Here is a 21,221-nt window from a genome sequence, read left to right as displayed (position 1 = left end):
CGCGGAGGGGCGGTTCCTGCAAAGGAGCCGCCCCTTTTTTATCACTCGACGGCCAGCTCCAGTCTGCCGTCGCCTTCGTCGACCCGCACCGTCGCGCCATCCTTCACGCTGCCGCGCAGGATCAGGTCGGCGAGTGGGTCTTGCAGATAGCGCTGCACCGCGCGCTTCAGCGGCCGCGCGCCATAGACGGGATCGTACCCAACCCGCCCCAACCACGCCCGCGCAGCATCGGTCAGCTCCAGCGAGACCTTGCGCTCGGCCAGCAGCGTCGCGATCCGCTGCACCTGGATGTCGACGATCGGTGCCATCTCCGCTTGCCCGAGCCGGTGGAACAGCACGATCTCGTCGAGCCGGTTGAGAAATTCGGGCCGGAAATGCCCGCGCACGATCTCCATCACTTGCGGTTCGACGCTCGCGACGTCTTCGCCTTCGCCCAGCGTCGTGAGGATCTGGCTGCCGAGGTTGGAGGTCAGCACGATGATCGTGTTGGTGAAGTCGACGGTGCGGCCCTGGCCGTCGGTCAACCGCCCGTCGTCGAGCACTTGCAGCAGGATGTTGAACACATCGCCATGCGCCTTCTCGACCTCGTCGAACAACACCACCTGATAGGGCCGCCGCCGCACTGCCTCGGTCAGCACGCCGCCTTCCTCATAACCGACATAGCCCGGAGGCGCACCGATCAGCCGGGCAACCGCGTGCTTTTCCATGAACTCGCTCATGTCGATCCGCACCATTGCGGTCGGGTCATCGAACAGGAATTCGGCGAGCGCCTTGGTCAGCTCGGTCTTGCCGACGCCGGTTGGCCCGAGGAACAGGAACGAACCGAGCGGGCGGTTGGGGTCCTGCAACCCCGCGCGCGCGCGCCGCACGGCGGTGGAGACCGCACGGATCGCATTTTGCTGGCCGATCACGCGCTTGCCGATCGTCGCTTCCATCTGCAGCAATTTGTCGCGTTCGCCTTCCAGCATCCGCTCGACCGGGATGCCGGTCCAGCGTGCGACGACCCCGGCAATGTCTTCGCTGGTCACTTCCTCGCGCAGCATCGCGCCCTTGGTCGCGCCCGCTGCCGCGTCCAATTGCCGTTGCAGTTCGGGGATGCGCCCGTAGGACAGCTCGCCCGCCTTGGCGAGATCGCCGGCCCGTTGCGCCTGTTCCAGTTCGAGGCGCGCTGCGTCGATCTGCTCCTTGAGCTTGGCTTCGGCCGAGATCTTGTCTTTCTCCCCCTGCCAGCGCGTGGTCAGCTCGGAGGATTGCTGTTCGAGATTGGCGAGTTCCGCGTCGAGCTTCACCAGCCGGTCGCGCGACGCTTCGTCGCTCTCGCGCTTCAACGCTTCGCGCTCGATCTTCAACTGGATGATCCGCCGGTCGAGGATTTCGATTTCCTCGGGCTTGCTCTCCACTTCCATGCGGATGCGGCTGGCGGCCTCGTCCATCAGATCGATCGCCTTGTCGGGCAGGAAGCGGTCGGTGATGTAGCGGTTGGAGAGCGTCGCTGCTGCCACGATCGCCGCATCGGTGATGCGCACGCCGTGGTGCAGCTCATATTTCTCCTTGAGCCCGCGCAGGATCGAGATCGTATCGGGCACGGTCGGCTCGCCGACGAACACCGGCTGGAAACGGCGCTGGAGGGCTGCGTCCTTCTCGACATATTTGCGATATTCATCGAGCGTGGTCGCGCCGACGCAGTGCAGCTCGCCACGCGCGAGCGCCGGTTTCAGCAAATTGCCGGCATCCATCGCGCCTTCGGATTTGCCCGCGCCGATCAGCTGGTGCATCTCGTCGATGAACAGGACGATGTCGCCCTCGGCGGCCTTCACTTCGTCGAGCACGCCCTTGAGCCGCTCCTCAAACTCGCCGCGATATTTGGCACCCGCGATCAGCGAGCCCATGTCGAGCGACATCAGGCGGCGGTCCTTCAGCGTGTCGGGCACGTCGCCATTGGCGATGCGCAAGGCAAGGCCCTCGGCGATCGCGGTCTTGCCGACCCCCGGTTCGCCGATCAGCACCGGGTTGTTCTTGGTGCGGCGCGCCAGAATCTGGATCGTGCGGCGGATTTCCTCGTCGCGGCCGATCACGGGGTCGAGCTTGCCGTCGCGTGCCGCCTGCGTCAGGTCGCGCGCGAACTTCTTCAGCGCGTCGAATTTGTCTTCGGCGCTGGCACTGTCGGCGACGCGGCCATTGCGAACCTGCTCGATTGCGGTGTTGAGCGCCTCGGGCGTAACGCCTGCGGTCTTGAGCGCCTTGCCTGCTGCCGTATTGAGCGACAGCGCCAGCGCGACCAGCAGCCGCTCGACCGTGACAAAGGAGTCGCCAGATTTGGTCGCGATCTGCTCGGCCTGGTCGAGCACCCGCACCGCATCATTGTCGAGCCCCGGCGTCTGTTGCGCGCCGCTCCCCGACACTGCGGGAATCTTGGACAACGCGAGGTCGGTCTCGGTCGCCGCGCGTTTGGCGTCGCCGCCCGCCGCTGCGATCAGGCCCGAGGCCATGCCCTGCTCATCTTCCAGCAGTGCCTTGAGGATATGTTCGGGGGCGATGCGCTGATGGCTCATGCGGATCGCGACGGTTTGCGCCGATTGCAGGAAACCCTTGGCGCGATCGGTGAATTTTTCGATATTCATATGGAAGTATCCCTCCTTCTTCCGTCCCGATGTAGTGTTGCACTTTTGCAACACAAGAGTGACTCGCGCACGATTCTGAAGTGCCCGATGTACCAGCAGAAAACGTCATCCGCTTGACGCGGATTTTACGTATTTCCGCAACGCAGCATGGCTAGGCGCGGCACTGGGCGCGGGGAGTAGTGCCCTGCAAAAAAGACTCTTTTCAGGGGACCGACCATGCGTCGCTTTACGCTTTGCCTACTCGCGGGTGCTGCCTTGGCGTGGCCGCTCGCCGCCTCGGCCCGAGACCTCCCTGCCGCACCAGCTCCCGATGCCCCGACACCCGAGGCTCCGCCTGCCGTGGATGATGCGGGCGGCGACATCATTATCGTCGGCAAGGGCCAGACGCGGCAAGTGCAGCAGCTCAGCCAGGCCGATCTCGCGATCCTGGCTCCCGGCACCAGCCCGCTCAAAGCCATCGCCAAGCTGCCCAACGTCAACTTCCAGTCGGCCGACGCCTTTGGCGCGTATGAATGGTCCGAGCGCGTCTCGATCCGCAGCTTCAACCAGAACCAGATCGGCTTCACGCTCGACGGCATTCCGCTCGGCGACGGCTCTTATGGCAACACCAACGGCTTGCATATCAGCCGCGCGATCTCGCCCGAAAACGTTGGCCGTACCGAAGTGTCGCAGGGCGCGGGTTCGATCGGGACACAAGCGACCAACAACCTTGGCGGTACGATCGAGTTTTTCTCGAGCGACCCGAAACCGACCTTCGGGCTGACGCTGAACGGCACCTATGGCAGCGCCAATACCGTGCGCGCCTTCGGTCGCCTCGACACCGGTGTCCTCGGTGAGAACGGGCCGAGCGCCTATGTCTCTTACGGCTTTCTCGATACCGACAAGTGGAAGGGCTATGGCGTGCAGCGCCAGAACCAGGTCAACGCCAAGTTCATCGCGCCCGTCGGCCCGGTGCGGCTGGTCGGCACCTTCGATTTTTCGGATCGCCGGGAAAATGACTATCAGGATCTGTCGCTCGACATGATCAAGCGCCTCGGGCTGCGCAACGACAATATTTCCAACAATTTCCCGCTGGCGGTGCTGATCGCCGACACCGGGGCAAACAGTGGCTATACCGGCGCACCCAAGCTCAATCCGGCGGCGGGCACGGTAACCCCCGCGCCCTACGCCAATGCCGATGACGTTTATTACGACGCCGCCGGTCTGCGGCAGGATTATCTCGCGTCCCTGGGGATCGAGACCGCCAAGGGCGCAACGGTGCATGGCGAATTGAAGGGCTATTACCATTCCAACCACGGCCAGGGCATCTGGTTCACGCCTTATGTGCCTTCCCCGTCGGGCGTGCCGATCTCGGTGCGCACCACCGAATATGACATTCACCGCAAGGGCGTGTTCGGCTCGCTTGGCACCAAGCTCGCCTTTAACGACATCACCGTTGGCGGCTGGTACGAGGTGAACGACTTCCGCCAGGCACGGCGTTTCTATGGCCTCGACAGCCGCACCACGCCGACGCGCGATGCGCTGCACTTCCAATATCTGCCGTTCGCGACCCAGTGGTACAACACCTACGAAACCGACACGGTGCAATATTATGTGCAGGACAAGATCGCGCTCGGGGATTTGACGGTCGATCTCGGCTGGAAGGGCTTCTCGGTCACCAACAAGGCCACGCCGATCGTGTCGGGCGGGCTCGCCTCGGGCCGCATCCAGGTGAAGGATTTCTTCCAGCCGCACGCCGGGCTCAACTACAAGCTGGGCAATCAGGTCGAATTGTTCGGCGATTTCACCGAAGTGACCCGCGCATTTGTCGCGGCGGCGACGAGCGGACCGTTCGCTACCACGCAAGCCGGGTTCAACGCCCTGCTGACGACCAACAAGCTGAAGCCCGAATCCTCGGACACCTATGAAGTCGGCGCGCGCTATCATTATCGCGGGATCAACGCGCTGCTGGCCGGCTATTATGTCGATTTCCAGAACCGCACGCTCGCCCAGACGGTTGGCGCAGGCATCGTCGGCAACCCGCCGATTCTGTCGAATGTGGGCTCGGTCCGCGCTTATGGCCTCGAAACCGCGCTGGAGGCCAAGCTTGGCTATGGCTTCGGCGTATTCGCCTCGTACAGCTACAATGACTCGACCTATCGCGACAACGTGACGGTCGGCGGCTTGGTGCAGAACATCAAGGGCAAGCAAACCGTCGACACCCCCAAGCATCTCGCCAAGGGCGAATTGACCTATGACAAGGGCATGTTCTTCGGTCGCATCGGCGCGGATTATATGAGCCGCCGCTATTTCACCTACACCAACGATCAATCGGTGCCCGGACGCGTGCTGGTCGACGCGACGATCGGCGCACGGGTGACGATCGCCGATCGCAAGTTCGAGATCCAGGGCAATGCGACCAATCTGTTCGACAAGAAATATATCTCCACGATCGGGTCGAACGGCTTCGGCTATTCGGGCGACAACCAGACGCTGCTGGCGGGTGCGCCCGCCCAGTATTTCGTGACGATCAAGGCGGGGTTCTAACGCGCGTTCGCCCGCGCAAGCGGGAGCCCAGGGTTGCAGGCGCTTCGCTTGTAACCCTGGATCCGCGCTTTTGCGGGAAAACGGCACGAGCCTCGCGAAACAATCCCCTCGTCTCGGCCGGATCGCCCAGCTACATCTTGCCGCAAACGATAAGAGGGCAGGGTGGATGCGGGGATTGCGGCGGGTGCTGGCCGGGTTGGGCGTGCTGGTGTTGGTGGTGGGTGTCGGGCTCGCCGTGTGGGAGCCACTGGTCGCGATCCGCGTCACGCCACCATGGGTCCACCATTATGACAGCGTCATCGCCCGCGATCGTTTCGGTGTGCCGCATATCTTCGGCAAGACCGATCCCGATGTCGCTTATGGCGTGGCTTATGCCCATGCCGAGGATGATTTTGCGACGCTGCAGGAGGCGGTCGCGATGGCGCGGGGACGCCTCGGCGCGCTCCAAGGCGCGGACGGTGCCAAGGTCGATTACACGCTCCGTCTGCTCGGTGCCCGCGAAACTGCGGAGCGCGATTATCAGAAGCAGCCGGCCGATGTGCGTGCCTTGCTCGATGCCTATGCCAGCGGGCTCAACGCATATGCGCGGCGGCATCCGGGCGAGATCCGCCTTGCGCGGCTGTTCCCGGCCAATGGCGAGGACATTGCGACCGGCTTCGTGCTGCGCACGCCGTTCTTCTTCGGGCTCGACCAGACGCTCGGCGCATTGTCGGGCGACACCGCCTTGCCGCGTGAAAGCGCAGGGTCCGTGCCCGATAGCCCCGATCCGGCAGCACTGCCCGCTACGGGCGAAGCCATGCCCAACGGCTCGAACGCCTTTGTCGTCGGCCCGAGGCGTTCGGCCGATGGCTTCACCCGCGTCATCGCCAATTCGCACCAGCCGTGGAGCGGCCCGGTCGCCTGGTATGAACTGAGCGTGCAATCGGGCAGCGGCTGGCACTTTTCGGGCGCGACCTTTCCCGGCGTGCCCTTCCCGGTGCTGGGGCATAACGAACATCTCGGCTGGACCAACACCGTCAACCGCCCCGATCTGACCGATGTCTACAAATTGACGCTCGATGCCGATCGTACCCACTATCGCTTCGACGGGGCGTGGCGCCCGCTGCAGGCACAGCGCGTGTGGCTGAAGGTGCGCTTCGGTCCGTTCGTGCTGCCGATCCCCAAAATGGCCTATCGCGCGGTGCAGGGGCCGGTGATCGTCAACAAGAGCGGGGCCTATGCGATCCGTTATGCCGGGGCCGACCAGCTCCGCATGATCGAGGAATATTACCGCCTGACGCGCGCGCGCGACTTTGCCGAATGGCAGAAGGCGCTGGCGATCCAAGGCGTGCCTGCGACCAATTTCCTGTACGGCGACGCCAAGGGCAACATCGCCTATTTCTACAATGCGAGCTTCCCCAACCGGAAGCCGGGGTTCGACTATCTTCATGTCCTGCCCGGCGACACCTCGCGCGATCTCGCCTTGGGCACGGTGCCGTTCGCACAAGTGCCGCGCAACGTGAACCCGGCCTCGGGCTTCCTCGTCAACGCCAACAACACCCCGTTCCAGGCAGCCGGGGCTGGCTCCGAATTGAAACCTGCCGACTATTCGCCGCTGCTTGGGATCGAGACCGACACCACCAATCGCGGTACGCGCGCGGTCGAGCTGATGGGGGCGCATCCCTCGATCAGCGCCGACGATCTGCGGCGTATCAAATATGACACCGCCATCAGCCGCCTCAGCTGGGCGGCGCGCTGGTATGCGGACATCGCCCGCGTCGATCCGCACGGCGATGCGCAACTGGTGCAGGCGGAAGCGTTGCTCAAGCGCTGGAACTGGGATTTCGATGGCCATCACAGCGGGCAGGCTCTGGCGGCGATCCTGCTGCGCACGGGGCAGAAATGGCACTATCCGCGTCGCCCCGAGCTCGATCCGCGCGATGCGCTGGCCAAGGCGGCGGGGTATCTGCAACGGCATTTCGGTACGCTCGATCCCCCACTCGGCACGGTGTTGCGCCTGCGGCATGGCGCGGTCGATTTGCCGCTCGACGGTGGCCCCGACGTGCTCCGCGCCGCCTCGACCTGGGACGAAGCCGATGACGGGCGGCTGGTGGTGAAGCATGGCGACAGCTTCATCATGTTCATGACGTGGGACAAGGCAGGCCGCGTCAGCTCGGAATCGGTGCAGCCTTATGGTGCGGCGACGACTCGGCCGCGGTCACCGCATTATGCCGACCAGGCCCCGCTGTTCGTCGCGCATAAAACCAAGCCGGTATTGTTCTGGCGCGACGACTTACGGACCAGCGTCGAGCGTGTGTATCGACCGTGACGTATTGTAACGAAACCGGCCACTGCTATACCTAATCAGTACAGTCGTTTACCAACGACATCGCCAGGGGAACCATCAATGACCGTCAAGCTGTTCGCGCTGTGTGGCGTGGCCCTTTCAACGCTGGCGATGCCCGCCGTCGCGCAGACCGCGCCCAAGCCCGTTCCGGTCGCGGAATTGGTCAAGCAAGTCGATATTCCCTATAGCGAATTCCGCCTCGCCAACGGCCTGCGCGTGATCGTCAATACCGATCGCAAGGCCCCGGTCGTCGCGATCAGCGTGTGGTACAATGTCGGCTCGAAGTTCGAGCCCAAGGGCAAGACCGGCTTTGCGCATCTGTTCGAGCATCTGATGTTCAACGGCTCCGAGAATGCGCCGAAGGACTATTTCACCTATACCAAGGCGATCGGCGCGACCGATCTCAACGGCACGACCTATTTCGATCGCACCAATTATTTCGAGACGGTGCCCGTCGCAGCGCTCGATCGCGCGCTGTTCCTCGAAAGCGATCGCATGGGCTATCTGCTCGGGGCGATCACCCCCGGCGTGGTCGATGAGCAGCGCGGCGTCGTGCAGAATGAGAAGCGGCAGGGCGATAATCAGCCCTTTGGTCTGGTGCAGTACAAGCAGACCGAGACACTGTTCCCCACCACGCACCCTTATGGACACACCACCATCGGATCGATGACCGATCTCGATTCGGCGAGCGTCGAGGATGTGAAGGCGTGGTTCCGAGGTCATTACGGCCCCAACAATGCGGTGCTGGTGCTGTCGGGCGATATCGACGCCGCCAAGGCGAAGGTACTGGTCGAGAAGTATTTCGGCGCGATCCCGAAGGGGCCGGAGAGCGTCGTCCCCGCCGCCGATGTGCCGACTTTGGCCGCGCCCAAGGTTGAGACGATCAAGGACCGTGTTGCCACCACCCGCATCTATCGCATGTGGGCGGTGCCGGGCCTCAACAACCCCGAAGCGGTCTCGCTGGATGTGACCGCCGGGGTGCTTGGGGGCCTCGCCAGCAGCCGCCTCGACAATGCGCTGGTGCGCAAGGAAAAGCTCGCGGTGCGCGTGTCGGCGAACAATGAGAGCTTCGCGCAGGTCGGCATGTTCGTGGTCAGCGCCGATGTGCGGCCCGGCGTCGACCCCGCGCTCGTCGCCAAGCGGCTCGACGAGATCATCGCCGATGTCATCGCCAACGGCCCGACCGCGGATGAAGTGCAGCGCGTTGCGACGCGCGATGCGGCGGCACGCATTGCCGGGCTTGAATCGACCGGTGGTTTCGGCGGCAAGGCGGTCGCGCTTGCCGAAGGCGCGCTGTATGAGAACGACCCCGGCTTCTACAAAAAGCAGCTTGCCGAACTCGCCGCGCAGACGCCCGCGCAAGTCAAAGCGGCCAGCGCGAAATGGCTGACGCGCCCGGTCTATGCGCTGACCGTCGTGCCCGGCGCGCGCGATGCCTATGTCGAGGCGACCCCGCCGGCCAAGGTCGCGGCGGCACCCGAGCCTGAATTCAAGGGCACGCGCGGTGCGCTGCCGCCGGTCGGGACCTTGGCGAGCCTCGACTTCCCCAAGGTCGAGCACGCCAAGCTTAAGAACGGCATCGAACTTATCTATGCCTATCGCAACGCCGTGCCGATCACGCAGGCGTCGATCAGCTTCGATGCCGGTGTCGCCGCCGATGCGCCGGGCAAGCTCGGCACGCAGACACTGACGCTCGACATGCTCGACGAGGGCACGCTCACGCGCGATTCGATCGCGATTGCCGAAGCGAAAGAGCGGCTGGGCGCGAACATTACCAGCGGATCGGGGGCTGACCGCACCGTTGTCGGCCTGTTCACGCCGAGCGCGAACCTTGCGGCCTCGACCGAATTGCTTGCCGATATCGTGCGGCATCCGAAGTTCGATCCGGCGGAAGTCGCCCGCGTCAAGAACCAGCAGCTTTCGCGAATCTCGGCTGAGCTGACCAGCCCGCAGGGCCTGGCAACGCGCGTCTATCCCAAGCTGATCTACGGCGCGGCCTATCCCTATGCCAAGTCGTTCGGCAGCGGCGACGCCAAGGCGGTGGCGGCACTGACGCGCGACGATCTGATTGCCTTCCAGCAAGCCTGGATCCGGCCCGACAAGGCCAAGATCTTCGTCGTCAGCGATCGTCCGCTGGTCGAGGTGAAGGCGGCGTTCGATGCGCGCTTTGGCGACTGGACGCCGACCGGCCCGGCCGGCGTCAAGGATTTCTCCGTCAAGGCAGCACCTTCGGCACCCAAGATCGTGCTGATCGACCGGCCCGATTCCCCGCAATCCTTCCTTATCGCAGGGATTCCCACGAGCCTGGTCGGCACCGATGATCTGCTGCCGGTGATCACCGCCAACGACACGCTCGGCGGCGATTTCCTGTCGCGCGTCAACATGGACCTGCGCGAGGCGCGGCATTGGTCGTACGGCGTCAACGGCTCGTTCCGCCGCGCCCAGCATGACACGCCCTATCTGCTCGGCACCGGGGTGCAGGCCGACAAGACCGGCGAATCGATCAAATCGCTGCGGACCGATTTTGCCGAGTTCCTGACCACCAAGGGCATTACCCAGGAAGAGTTTGATCGCACCATCACCGATGCGATCAGCTCGCTGCCGGGCAATTTCGAAACGTCGGGCGCAGTGCTTGGCGCACTGCAACAAAACGACCTGTATCGTCGCCCCGACGATTATTACGCGACGCTGCCGCAAAAATATCGCGCGATGACGGCAGCCGAGCTTGACGCTGCGGCACGCACGGCAATCGACCCGGCCAAGACCGTCTGGATCGTCGTCGGCGATGCGGCCAAGGTCCGTGGCCAGCTTGACAGCATCGGGTTGCCGGTTGAGGTGGTGCCCGCCGCATCCGTCGCGGATGCGCGTTGAAGATTCTTGTCAGGAGAGAGACAATGGCTGCAATCGACGGAACCTGGGATACCATCGTCAAGTCGCCGCTGGGCGACCAGAAGGCCGTGCTGACGGTCAAGACCGACGGCAATAGCTGGACAGGAAGCCAAGTCGGCGCGCAGGGCAGCGCCGAAATCACCGACGGCATCGTCGAGGGTGAGACGATCAAGTGGACGATGTCGATCGTCGTGCCGATGCCGATGACGCTGACCTGCGAAGCAACCGCCGATGGCGACACGCTCACCGGCTCGGTCGGCGCGGGCGCGTTCGGCAGCTTCCCGATGACGGGCACGCGCGCGGCCTGAGCCGTTCGATCCCGACGAAAAGAGGCCCGCGCTCCACCAGGATCGCGGGCCTTTTTTAATCCTTCCCGGCCCCGGGAGGGGGACCATGCGCAAAGCGCATGGTGGAGGGGGCGCTCCACGCGCGCAGCCTCTGCCGCAGAAACCGCTCAGCACCACCACCCTCCCGTTCGTTTCGAGCGAAGTCGAGAAACCCGTCACACCGGGCGCTGGTTTCTCGACTTCGCTCGAAACGAACGGGGGCTGGGAATGCCGACCTTACCGCCCCAGCCGCGTCACATGCCCCATCTTGCGCCCCGGCCGCGTCTCCTTGCCGTACAGGTGCAGATGCGCGCCCGGCTCGGCGAGGATTTCGGCCCAGCGGTCGGCATCATGGCCGATCAGATTTTCCATCGCCACGGTGGGCGCGGTCAGGCCGGTGTCGCCGAGCGGCAGCCCGCAAATCGCGCGGATATGGTTCTCGAATTGCGAGCACACCGCGCCCTCGATCGTCCAATGCCCGGAATTGTGGACACGCGGGGCCATTTCGTTGAACACCGGCCCCTCGGCCCCGGCAAAGAATTCGCACGCCAGCACACCGACATAATTGAGCTGATCGGCGATCCGCCCGGCCAGTGCCGCCGCTTCGCCCCAGTGCGCGGCGACCTCGGCGGGGGCGGGCAGGGTCGATCGCGCCAGCACGCCGTCTTTATGCTCGTTCCACGGCGGCGGATAGCTGACCATCTGTCCATCGCCACGTCGGGCCAGGAGGATTGAGAATTCGTGGCTGAACGTCACGAAGCCTTCGAGAATGGCGGGGCGTCGACCGATCGCATCCCACGCCACCGCGATGTCGGCGGGCGAGGTGATGCGCATCTGGCCCTTGCCGTCATAGCCCATGCGCAGCGTCTTGAGGATCGCGGGCGTACCGATCTCGGCAACCGCCGCCTGCAGTTCGGCGAGCGTTTCGACCTTGGCCCAGGGCGCGGTGCGTCCGCCAATGTCGCGGACAAAGGCTTTTTCGACCGCTCGATCCTGCGCGATGCCAAGTGCGGCGGGGGCGGGGTGGACGGGCACCTTGCCCGCCAAATATTCGACCGGATCGAGCGCGATATTCTCGAACTCGTAGGTGATCACATCGGCGGCAGCTGCAAATTCATCGAGCACGATGCGGCTGTGATAATCGGCGCGAGTGAAGCTGGACGCGGTCTGCGCCGCCACTGCTTCCTCATCGGGCGCGAGGATGCGCGTGTGATAGCCAAGCTGCGCCGCTGCCACCGCGAGCATCCGTCCAAGCTGGCCGCCGCCGAGGATGCCGATGGTCGATCCGGGGGGAAGGGGGGTCATGCTGGTCCGTCCGCTTGGTGAAGAGAAAATCGACGACGTCTTCTTCCCTCCCTGGAAGGGAGGGGGCGGGGGTGGGTCGGCCCGTAGTCGGGCGTGCCGTTCGCCATCAGCCGACCCACCCCCAGCCCCTCCCTTCCAGGGAGGGGAGACAACCTTGAACTCACGCCGGATCGGTCGCCACGCCCTCGGTCTGCGCCGCGCGCCAAGCCTGCAAGCGCTCGCTCAAGCCCGGATCCGACAGCGCCAGGATCGCTGCCGCCAGCAGCGCTGCATTTTTGGCCCCGGCCTTGCCGATCGCCAGCGTCCCCACCGGAATCCCCGCCGGCATCTGGACGATCGAATAGAGGCTGTCGACGCCCTTCAGCGTCTTGCTTTCCACCGGCACGCCCAGCACCGGCACATGCGTCAGCGCCGCCGCCATGCCCGGCAGATGCGCAGCACCGCCCGCGCCCGCGATAATCACCTGGATGCCGCGCCCCGCAGCACTGCCCGCATAATCATAGAGCCGCTGCGGCGTGCGGTGCGCCGACACCACCTTGCTTTCATACGCGACCCCCAGTTCCGCGAGCAGCTCTGCGGCATGGTGCATCGTCTCCCAATCGGAGGTGCTTCCCATGATGATGCCGACGACAGGGCGCGCGGCGGGGGTTTCGGGCGTGGCCATGCCGTCGGGACTAGCGGCCCGCGCTGGGCAGGGCAACTCTTGCAGACGGTCCGTCGCGGAACTTGTTCGTCTCGGCAGGGGTTGGGGGTGCACGAGAACAGATCCCAAGGAGAAACCCAATGAACCGCAAGTCTACAGCGTCGATCGCCGCCCTTGCCGCGGTACTCGCTTTCTCCAGCCCGGCTTTTGCCGAAGGCAAACACGAGCGCGCCGAGGCCGCCATCGCCGAGGCGCGCGCGAAGATCGATGCGTCGGCCAAGGTCGGTGCAACCGCAGAAACCCCGCGCCTGCAGGCCGAGGCACAGGCCGCCTTGCGCACCGCGCAGGAAGATCTCGCCAGCGGCAAGAAGGAAGAGGCGATCGCCGCCGCGCATCATGCCAGCCAGCTCGCCGACACCGCGCTGGGCGAGGCGCAGCGTGCGCGCACCCAGACTGCCCGCGCCGTGACCGAGAATGCGCGCGATGCCGCCGCCGACGCACAGGCCCAAGCCGCTGCCGCCAACGCCCGTGCGGCCGCTGCCGAACAGGCCGCAGCCTCCGCAGCGGCCGATGCCGCCGCTGCGCGCGCCACTCCGGTGGTGATCGCTGCACCCGCCGCGCCGACGCCGCCACCGACGATGACGGTGACGACCGAAACCACCAAGACTGCGACCCCGGCCCCGGCTGCCGCCACCACGCACAAGGTGGTGCGCAAGACCGTGCGCCACACCGCGAAACGCCCGGTGCCGCGCGCGACCGAGAAGACCACCACCACCGTCACCACCGGCCAATAAGCCGGGGGTGGCCCGCCGCTACCGCTCGTTCAGATAGTAACGATCGGTGGCGGCAAGGCTGTCGTCCAGTTGATAGACGATCGGCTGCCCGGTCGGGATTTCCAGCGTGGTGATCTCGTCATCGGGAATGCCCGACAGATGCTTCACCAACGCGCGCAGCGAATTGCCATGCGCCGAAATCAGCACGCGCTGCCCGGCGCGCAAGGCCGGCGCGATCCGCCCCTCCCAATAGGGCAGCACGCGCGCGATCGTGTCCTTCAGGCTCTCGGTGGCGGGGATGTCGATCCCGGCATAGCGGCGGTCCTGCGACAGGTCATAGGCGCTGCCCGGCGCCATTGGCGGCGGTGGCACGTCGAAGCTGCGGCGCCAGATATGCACTTGCGCATCGCCATATTCGGCGGCGGTCTCGGCCTTGTTGAGGCCCGTCAGCCCGCCATAATGGCGCTCGTTCAGCCGCCAGTCCTTCTCCACCGGCAGCCACAGCCGCTGCATTTCCTCCAATGCCAGGTTGAGCGTCTTGATCGCGCGCGTCTGCAGCGAGGTGAAGCAGAGGTCGAAATCGAGCCCCTTCTCCGCCATCAACCGCCCCGCCGCGCGCGCTTCCTCGGCACCCTTGGCGGTCACATCGACATCCCACCAGCCGGTGAAGCGGTTCTCGAGGTTCCAGTCGGACTGGCCGTGGCGGATCAGGACAAGGCTAGGCATAAGGCGCGGTCTCCTTCCCCGGCATAAGGCCGGGCGCAATGCCCCGCCGGGTATCCCCTCGCGGCGGCGCGATCAACAGGCGGGTTTGCGGCCCCGCGCAAGAAGGGCGTTGAAGGTTGGCGCGCGACTTTATACGCGCACCGGATTGGTGCCTTCCACCGCCGCGCGCCCGGCCACCGCGCCCGGCACGTCGGATAAAAGGCAGATCGCCAGGATTTTGTGTCGCAATGAATTATCGCCATTCCTTCCATGCCGGCAACAGCGCCGATGTCGTAAAGCACAGCCTGCTGATCGCGCTGGTGCGGGCCTTGCAGCAAAAACCGGGCGCGCTGACGCTGATCGACACCCATGCCGGTTGCGGGCTGTACGACCTTGGCGGCGAGGATGCCGGGCGCACCGGCGAGTCGCTACAGGGCGTGCTGCCCGCCTTTGCCGACGCGAACCCCGTGCTGGACGACTATCGCGCCGCCGTGCAGGCGGTGAATGTCGGGGCCGAGCCGCATTTCTACCCCGGCTCGCCGCGGATTTTGGCGCAGCTTCTGCGCCCGCAGGATTTTCTGATCCTCAACGAAAAACATCCTGAAGACGCCTATACCTTGCGCGGCGTGATGCGTGGCACCTCCGCTGCCGTGCATGAGCGCGACGCCTATGAGCTATGGCTGGCGATGCTGCCGCCGCGCACCGCGCGCGGCGTGGTGCTGGTCGACCCGCCGTTCGAGCAGACCGATGAACGCGACCGCATCACCGCCACCCTTGGCGCTGCACACCGCAAATGGGCGCACGGCGTGACGGTGATCTGGTATCCGCTAAAAGACCGCGCGACGCATGGGCAGTGGCGGGAGCAGATGCGGGGGCTCGGCATCCCGAAACTGCTGCGGGTGGAGCATTGGTTGTACGATAGCGATCAGCCCGGCCTCTATAATGGTGCAGGCCTGTATATCGTCAATCCGCCTTACGCCTTCACGCAGGCGCTGCCGCCGCTGCTGGAAGCCCTGCGCGCCACGCTGGCACCCGAGGGGCATAAAGGCGAGATCATCACCGATTGGTTGGGCGGGTAAAAGAAACCCGCATCGCCCCCCTTCTTCCAAAGGAGGAATGGCTGCGCTGCAGGTGGCAAACAAAGCATATCGCGAGATGCGCCAAGGTCCGGGGGCGGGGGCGGGGGAGGGGCAGGGCTGACGCGGTGTTCGCTTCCCCGGCCCCCTGCGCTTCCCCGGCGAAGGCAGGGGCCCAGTCGCGCTGTCGATAATCGTCGCGCGGCGGCACGATCAACAGCGGGGCTTTGCGACGGGGCCAGGGCCGTGCAATTTCGCGTCGGGCTTGCGAAGGCCTTGGGGGCAGGCTGTAGCTTTACAAAGCGGACAGTCGGTTGGCGGCCATAATACGCGGTGCGAGACCTGCGAATGGATGGCAACTCTCGTTCGCAAACGTGACGTTCCCGCTTGAGCCAGAATTAGATAGGCTAGCGAGTAATGCTGCCTCTATCTCTGCGGAACCCACAATGGACACCAAAGCGCTATTTCAAGCCGTCAGCGGCAAGATGCACGCCGATTTCAAAGCGTCGGCCCAGGTGGCGCATCGCGGTTCCAAGGGAACGATCCGGGAAAATATCTTCAGGAAATTTCTGGAAGAAGGTCGGCTCCCGTCCAAATACGGCCTTGGCTCAGGAGAGATCGTCGGCCGTATCAAGGACACGTCGCGTCAGTCTGACCTCATCATCTACGACAAAATCGACGGCGTCACGCTCCTTTACGACGAGCATACTCAAGTCTACCCCATCGACTGCGTCTACGGGATCGTCGAAGTGAAGTCTGGTCTGTCGAAGAAAGAATTCATCGACGCCTTGGATAAGATCGCCGCCTTCAAGTCTATGGCACCCGGCGGGCGTGTTCGGGAGTCGAGAGGCGGAGCGACTGCATCGTTTCCTCGGCCTAGGCCATTCGGAACGGTATTCGCATACAATCTTGCGGGGAATTCGATGAATTCTTTGACGGAAAATCTGCGGGAGTGGGAGCAGCGGCATCCACCCGAGCTCTGGCCTAACTACGTCTGCGTTCTTGGAGTTGGGACCATTAGCCATCAAGGCAAGGATGCCTTCCAAAAGTGTCTCCATAGCGAAAGCATCACGACAGAGTCTTGGCCATTATTTCTGGAATATCGGGAGGACTCTCTCTGGAATTTTTACTCCGCGCTGCATGACCTGTGCGCGCGTATGAGATTAGGCCCCGTTGAGCTCTTGTCCTATTACGAACCGCTACAGCGCATCGGCCAGTTTGTTACAGATGGGCGCTTCCAATTCCGGCGGACAAACGACAATGTTCCCGTGCGACCGAACGAGGCGACGATCGCGAAGATCGTGAACTGGTGCGCTGGCCGGCAGCCAATCAGCTATGAAGATTATTTGCTCAAGCGGTTCGGGTCCCTCCCCGTTGGCCTGAACAGCCGACAGGTGCTGGATCGACACATCTATCTGTACGACCCCGACAACCTGCCCGGTTTCCATCAACTTGGGGATACACCTTTTCATATCGATGAAGACGGGGTCCGGCCGAGTCAACCCTCGCTTCTTTCGATAATTGAAGTGGTCATAGACGACCATCTCTACGGAGTCTGCATGGACTCACTGGGAGCAGAGGATTTCGAGGTAGTCCTTTAATAAGATGCGCTTAAAAAGATCACGGCTTCGGGAATCGGCCAGACAGCCGCCGAACGAACGACTTGGGACCCAGCGGTGCCCGACAGCTTTCTCGCTCGTAATAGACGGGTTTTAGCGCGAGCTGACGTTCGGCAGTTCATCCAGGAACTGCAGAAAAGTCCCACCCTCTACCCTTACGACGCAGTCGCCAGTGCAAGCCACGAAGGCAATAACAAGGTCCCACCAACGCAACTCCTCGCCACTGGCCTTCGCCGGGAAGCGCCAAGGCGAAGGCTAGGGCCGCGAGAGGGCGGCGTCGCAGAGCCCCCCTCAAATCCCGTCAATCATCTCCGCCAGCACGTCCAAACACGCATGCGCCAGCGTCTTCGACCGTGCGCCGGACCAGCCGAATTCGGCATCGGCATTGGCATCATGGTCCTTGAACGGCATTTCCAGCGTCATCGACACGGCGCCAAAGCGCTCGGCCAGTTGGTTGGTCGACATCGACAGGTTGGCGCGCCCCGGTGCCGCTTTGTCATAGCCCTGTTCGGTCTGGAAATCGGGCGTGTGCGCCGCCAGCCGCGTGCCGAAATCATAGAATTTCGCGCCCAGTGCATCGGTCCAGGAGGGGATGCCTTCAAACCCTGCCAGGAAATTGGCGGGGATCGCTTCGTCGCCATGTACGTCCATCGCAAAGGCGACGCCGGTTTCGTCCATCGCACCCCGCACACACAGCACTTCGGGGCTGCGCGCCGGCGTCGGCGTATCCCATTCGCGGTTGAGGTTCACGCCTGCCGCATTGGTGCGCAAATGCCCGCGGAAGCTGCCATCGGGGTTCATATTGGGCACGCAGTGGAAGGTCGCCTTTTCGCGCAGTGCTTGCGCGGTCGCGTTGGCCGGGTCGGTCAGCCATTCCAGCGCGCCTTCCATCCACCATTCGGCCATGCTCTCGCCGGGATGCTGGCGGGCATAGAGCCACACATGCTTGGGGCCGGTGCCAAGCTCGAGACAATCGATCGCGCGCCCGTCGAGCGACTGGCCGAGCTCGCGGTGGGTGACGCCCGGCTGAAGCGCGATCCGCGCGACCAGCGCGTCATGCTGCTCCAGCGTATAGGGCTGAAAGTAGGCGAACCACACCAGCTCGCTCGTCCCCGACCATTCGAATTCCAGCACGCCGTCGACATAGCGCGTCGGGATCATCCGCCAGGTCTGCCGGTCGGTGCTGGCGCGCACCTTATAGCCCGGCCAGCCGAACGGGTACGCCGATTCTCCCGCATTCAGGATGCGGAAGGTCAGCGTCCGCCCCTTGGCTCCTGCCACGCGGAAGTGGAACCATTGGAAGAAGTCGGACAGGTGATCCCGCGCGATGGTGAGGTTCACCTGGTCGCCGTCAATGCCGGCGACCAGGATGTTTCCGCTGTCAAAGGCGGCGTTGACGGTGATGCTCATTTGACCGTGATAGTGCGCCCGGATTCGCCGGGGAAGCCCAGGAACAGCGCGCGCGCCAATTTCGTCGCGGCCGGGCCGGTCTGCGCGTCGGGCGCTTGGCCATCGGCGGTGGTCTGGGCATGGCCTTCCCAAATCACCGTGCCATCGCTGCGGCGGCGGATCTGCACGGCGAGATCGGTCAGCACGATCGTGCGATAGCGCGGCTTGCCGATCGGGAAGGAGATCGCCCCGCCCAGCCCGACGCCACCGCCATAGCCGCCGCCACCACCGCCCAGGCCGACGCTCACCCCGCTACGGCTGCCATTGGGGGAGGGGGCCGGGCGGTTGGTGCGCGTGAAGCTGACGACGGCGGCATATTGCGGCGCGGCCCCGGTCGCGGGCACGGTGAAGCCGTGGGTCAGCGCCTCGGTTTCAACGGCTGCGGCATAGGTCTTATATTCCAGGCTGTCTTGATCGCGGCCCGGCATCGCCTCTACGGTAAGAGTGCCGGTTTCCAGCGGCGCGCCGAGGTGGAAGCGCGTCACTTCGACGGGGCCGGCCTTGCCGGTCGTCGTGCAGCCTGCCAGCGCGCCCGCGCCGAGCACCGTCGCCGCCAATGCCAAACCCATAGTCCGCTTCATGCCAGTTTTCCTCGTACGCGCTTGTTGCAGGGGTGTAACGCTTCGACCCGGCCCCCGTGTTCCGTTGGATCGATGTTCCATAGCGGTGTCCCGCCTATGTCCGGCGCGCTCTATACTTGACTTGGGGGCATCCCGACCATATGCGCAGCCGCTCTTTTCCACATTCCAGAATTTGCAAAGCGAATCGATCATGAAGATCCGCAATTCCCTGAAGTCGCTCAAGGGCCGTCACCGCGATAACCGCGTGATCCGTCGTCGTGGGCGTACGTACGTCATCAACAAGACCAACCGTCGCTTCAAGGCACGCCAGGGCTGATCGCCCGCCATGGGGAGCACGAAGGCCGTCATCTTCGATGTCGGCAATGTGCTGTTCCACTGGGATCGCCACGCGATCTATGAGCGCCTGATCGAGGATGATCAGGCGCTTCGTGCATTCGTGGACGATGTTGTCTCGCTCGACTGGCATGCCCAGCACGATCTCGGCGTTTCCTTCGCCGAGACGTCGGCGGAGCTGCGCGCGCGTTTCCCGCAGCATGCCGCGCTGATCGACCTCTACGGTCCGCGCTTCAATGATTCGCTGCAACGCGAAGTGCCCGGCGTCGTGGCGATTCTCGAATCGCTCGATGCGGCGGGCGTACCGCTGTTCGCGATCACCAATTTCCACGATGATTTCTTCGCCGCCTTCCGCGCGAGCCGGCCCGATGTGTTCGGCCGCTTCCGCGACATTGTCGTGTCGGGCGAAGAAAAGCTGATCAAGCCCGATCCGGCAATCTACACGCTCGCGCTCGATCGCTTCGGTGTGGCGGCGGCGGACGCGGTGTTCATTGATGATAGCGCCGCCAATATCGACGCGGCCAATGCGCTCGGCATCACCGGCCTGTTGTTCACCGACGCTGCGACGTTGCGCGCTGATCTCGCAAAGCTCGGCCTGCCGGTCTGATTGCACGGCAACACGCGGTTCGCGTGTAACCTTCGTCCCCCGCTTTCGCGGGGGACCGGGCCAACGTTAAATATAGTCCTTCAGCTCATCGCCGATGATCCGCACGACGTGCAGCACATTGGTCGATCCTGGCGTCTTGAACGGCACGCCCGCGATGATGATGACGCGGTCGCCCGCCACCGCCAGCCCGTGGCGCAGCGCCATGCGCTTCGCCTTGGCCACCATTTCCTCGAACGATTCGACGTCCTTGGTGTGGACGGCATAGGCCCCCCACAGCAATCCGGCGCGACGCGCGGTTTCGAGATTGGGGGTCAGCACCATCAGCGGCACGCCGGGCCGCTCGCGCGCGACGCGGCGTGCGGTCGAGCCCGAGGCGGTGAAGCAGATGATCGCGGCGGCATCGACGGTGTGCGCGATGTTCTTGGCGGCTTCCGACAAAGCGTCGGCGGTGGTTGGGTCGGACCGGATCACCGTGAAGTGGATGCGCTCGCCATGCGTCGGGTCGCGTTCGACCGCCTCGCCGATCGCGTTCATCATCGCGACCGATTCGGTCGGCCACGCGCCTGCGGCGCTTTCCGCCGACAGCATGATCGCGTCTGCCCCGTCATAGATGGCGGTGGCCACGTCGGACACTTCGGCGCGGGTGGGGGAGGGCGAGGTAATCATCGATTCGAGCATTTGCGTCGCGACGACTACCGGGCGGCCCAAGCGGCGCGAAACCTCGATGATGCGCTTCTGTAGCGGCGGCACGCTTTCGGGCGGCAGTTCGACGCCCAGGTCACCGCGCGCGACCATCACGCCGTCGCACGCTTCGACGATTTCCTCGAGCCGCTCGATTGCGGACGGTTTTTCGATTTTCGCGAGCAAGGCGGTCTTGCCGCCGATCAGCTTGCGCGCCTCGGCCAGATCCTCGGGCCGCTGGACGAAGCTCAAGGCGATCCAGTCGACCCCCTGGTCGACCGCAAAGGCGAGGTCGCTGCGGTCTTTCTCGGTCAGCGCCGCCATCGGCAGCACCACGTCGGGGACGTTCAGCCCCTTGCTGTTGGACAGCGCGCCCCCGACCACCACTTCGGTGACGATCGTGTCGGGGGTGTGGCTGGTGACGCGCAGCACCAATTTGCCGTCGTCGAGCAGCAGCCGCGCGCCGGGTTCGATCGCGGCGAAGATTTCCTTGTGCGGCAATTCGACGCGGCTCGCGTCGCCGGGCGTGGTGTCGCGGTCGAGCGTGAAGGTCTGGCCTTTTTCGAGGGTTACGCGCCCGCCCTCGAACTTGCCGACGCGCAGTTTCGGGCCTTGCAGATCGGCGAGGATGGTCGACGGGCGGCCGTATTTCTGTTCCAGCGCGCGGATTGCCTGGATCACCGCGACCTTGGATTGCTGGTCGCCATGGCTCATATTGACGCGAAACGCATCGGCACCGGCTTCGAACAATGCTGCGATGG

At 64.4% G+C, this 21,221-nt stretch carries 16 protein-coding genes; 9 read left to right on the top strand and 7 right to left on the bottom strand.

Translation table 11 applies throughout. The features are described from left to right. Positions 1 to 41: 41 nt before the first annotated feature. Complete coding sequence (gene clpB / locus EJC47_RS16600; protein WP_126848992.1) at positions 42 to 2,621, bottom strand: ATP-dependent chaperone ClpB; 2,580 nt, start codon at positions 2,619 to 2,621, stop codon at positions 42 to 44. Between the two features lie 216 nt (positions 2,622 to 2,837). Between clpB and EJC47_RS16595 the strand changes: the two genes are divergently transcribed. The 4 genes from EJC47_RS16595 (at position 2,838) to EJC47_RS16580 (ending at position 10,670) form a co-directional block, all read left to right on the top strand. Continuing rightward, the gene (locus tag EJC47_RS16595) at positions 2,838 to 5,147 is read left to right on the top strand and encodes a TonB-dependent receptor (protein WP_126848991.1); all 2,310 of its coding nucleotides are present in this window, start codon (positions 2,838 to 2,840) and stop codon (positions 5,145 to 5,147) included. A 166-nt stretch (positions 5,148 to 5,313) separates the two neighbouring features. Further along, the gene (locus tag EJC47_RS16590; protein WP_126848990.1) at positions 5,314 to 7,455 is read left to right on the top strand and encodes a penicillin acylase family protein; all 2,142 of its coding nucleotides are present in this window, start codon (positions 5,314 to 5,316) and stop codon (positions 7,453 to 7,455) included. 78 nt (positions 7,456 to 7,533) lie between these two features. Further along, positions 7,534 to 10,344, top strand: coding sequence for a M16 family metallopeptidase (locus EJC47_RS16585; RefSeq protein ID WP_126848989.1), 2,811 nt, complete (start codon positions 7,534 to 7,536; stop codon positions 10,342 to 10,344). 23 nt (positions 10,345 to 10,367) lie between these two features. After that, positions 10,368 to 10,670 carry a hypothetical protein gene (locus EJC47_RS16580; protein WP_126848988.1) on the top strand — a complete coding sequence of 101 codons (303 nt, stop codon included), beginning with the start codon at positions 10,368 to 10,370 and terminating at the stop codon, positions 10,668 to 10,670. 255 nt (positions 10,671 to 10,925) lie between these two features. Here EJC47_RS16580 and EJC47_RS16575 read toward each other — a convergent pair whose 3' ends face one another. Both EJC47_RS16575 and purE read right to left on the bottom strand, forming a co-directional pair. After that, positions 10,926 to 11,993, bottom strand: coding sequence for a 5-(carboxyamino)imidazole ribonucleotide synthase (locus tag EJC47_RS16575; protein ID WP_126848987.1), 1,068 nt, complete (start codon positions 11,991 to 11,993; stop codon positions 10,926 to 10,928). 160 nt (positions 11,994 to 12,153) lie between these two features. Next, positions 12,154 to 12,657, bottom strand: coding sequence for a 5-(carboxyamino)imidazole ribonucleotide mutase (gene purE / locus EJC47_RS16570; protein WP_126848986.1), 504 nt, complete (start codon positions 12,655 to 12,657; stop codon positions 12,154 to 12,156). 119 nt (positions 12,658 to 12,776) lie between these two features. Between purE and EJC47_RS16565 the strand changes: the two genes are divergently transcribed. Further along, positions 12,777 to 13,430 carry a hypothetical protein gene (locus EJC47_RS16565; RefSeq protein ID WP_126848985.1) on the top strand — a complete coding sequence of 218 codons (654 nt, stop codon included), beginning with the start codon at positions 12,777 to 12,779 and terminating at the stop codon, positions 13,428 to 13,430. A gap of 18 nt (positions 13,431 to 13,448) precedes the next feature. Here the strand turns inward: EJC47_RS16565 and gpmA are convergent, their stop codons facing one another. Next, on the bottom strand, positions 13,449 to 14,135 hold the full coding sequence (gene gpmA, locus EJC47_RS16560) for a 2,3-diphosphoglycerate-dependent phosphoglycerate mutase (RefSeq protein WP_126848984.1): 687 nt from the start codon (positions 14,133 to 14,135) through the stop codon (positions 13,449 to 13,451). A gap of 227 nt (positions 14,136 to 14,362) precedes the next feature. On the opposite strand from gpmA, the gene EJC47_RS16555 reads away from it, so the two are divergent. Continuing rightward, positions 14,363 to 15,193, top strand: a complete 831-nt coding sequence (locus tag EJC47_RS16555) for a 23S rRNA (adenine(2030)-N(6))-methyltransferase RlmJ (RefSeq protein WP_126848983.1) — start codon at positions 14,363 to 14,365, stop codon at positions 15,191 to 15,193. A gap of 443 nt (positions 15,194 to 15,636) precedes the next feature. Continuing rightward, positions 15,637 to 16,791 carry a DUF6602 domain-containing protein gene (locus tag EJC47_RS16550; RefSeq protein ID WP_126848982.1) on the top strand — a complete coding sequence of 385 codons (1,155 nt, stop codon included), beginning with the start codon at positions 15,637 to 15,639 and terminating at the stop codon, positions 16,789 to 16,791. A 309-nt stretch (positions 16,792 to 17,100) separates the two neighbouring features. On the opposite strand, the gene EJC47_RS16545 is transcribed toward EJC47_RS16550, so the two are convergent. Next, complete coding sequence (locus EJC47_RS16545) at positions 17,101 to 18,219, bottom strand: M14 family metallopeptidase (protein WP_126848981.1); 1,119 nt, start codon at positions 18,217 to 18,219, stop codon at positions 17,101 to 17,103. Beyond that, positions 18,216 to 18,839: a DUF4136 domain-containing protein gene (locus EJC47_RS16540; RefSeq protein ID WP_260591628.1), complete on the bottom strand. Its 624-nt coding sequence runs from the start codon at positions 18,837 to 18,839 to the stop codon at positions 18,216 to 18,218. The genes EJC47_RS16545 and EJC47_RS16540 overlap by 4 nt, the downstream gene beginning before the upstream one ends. A 190-nt stretch (positions 18,840 to 19,029) precedes the next feature. On the opposite strand from EJC47_RS16540, the gene ykgO reads away from it, so the two are divergent. Together ykgO and EJC47_RS16530 are read left to right on the top strand one after the other, a co-directional pair. Beyond that, positions 19,030 to 19,155, top strand: coding sequence for a type B 50S ribosomal protein L36 (gene ykgO, locus EJC47_RS16535; RefSeq protein WP_004210176.1), 126 nt, complete (start codon positions 19,030 to 19,032; stop codon positions 19,153 to 19,155). 9 nt (positions 19,156 to 19,164) lie between these two features. After that, complete coding sequence (locus EJC47_RS16530; RefSeq protein WP_126848980.1) at positions 19,165 to 19,779, top strand: HAD family hydrolase; 615 nt, start codon at positions 19,165 to 19,167, stop codon at positions 19,777 to 19,779. 66 nt (positions 19,780 to 19,845) lie between these two features. Here the strand turns inward: EJC47_RS16530 and pyk are convergent, their stop codons facing one another. Continuing rightward, a complete protein-coding gene (gene pyk, locus EJC47_RS16525; protein WP_126848979.1) occupies positions 19,846 to 21,219 on the bottom strand; it encodes a pyruvate kinase in 1,374 nt (457 codons plus the stop codon). Positions 21,220 to 21,221: the final 2 nt, after the last annotated feature.

This window comes from Sphingomonas sp. TF3, assembly GCF_003985085.1.
Taxonomy (GTDB): domain Bacteria; phylum Pseudomonadota; class Alphaproteobacteria; order Sphingomonadales; family Sphingomonadaceae; genus Sphingomonas.
This window is presented reverse-complemented; position numbering and strand designations above follow the sequence as displayed.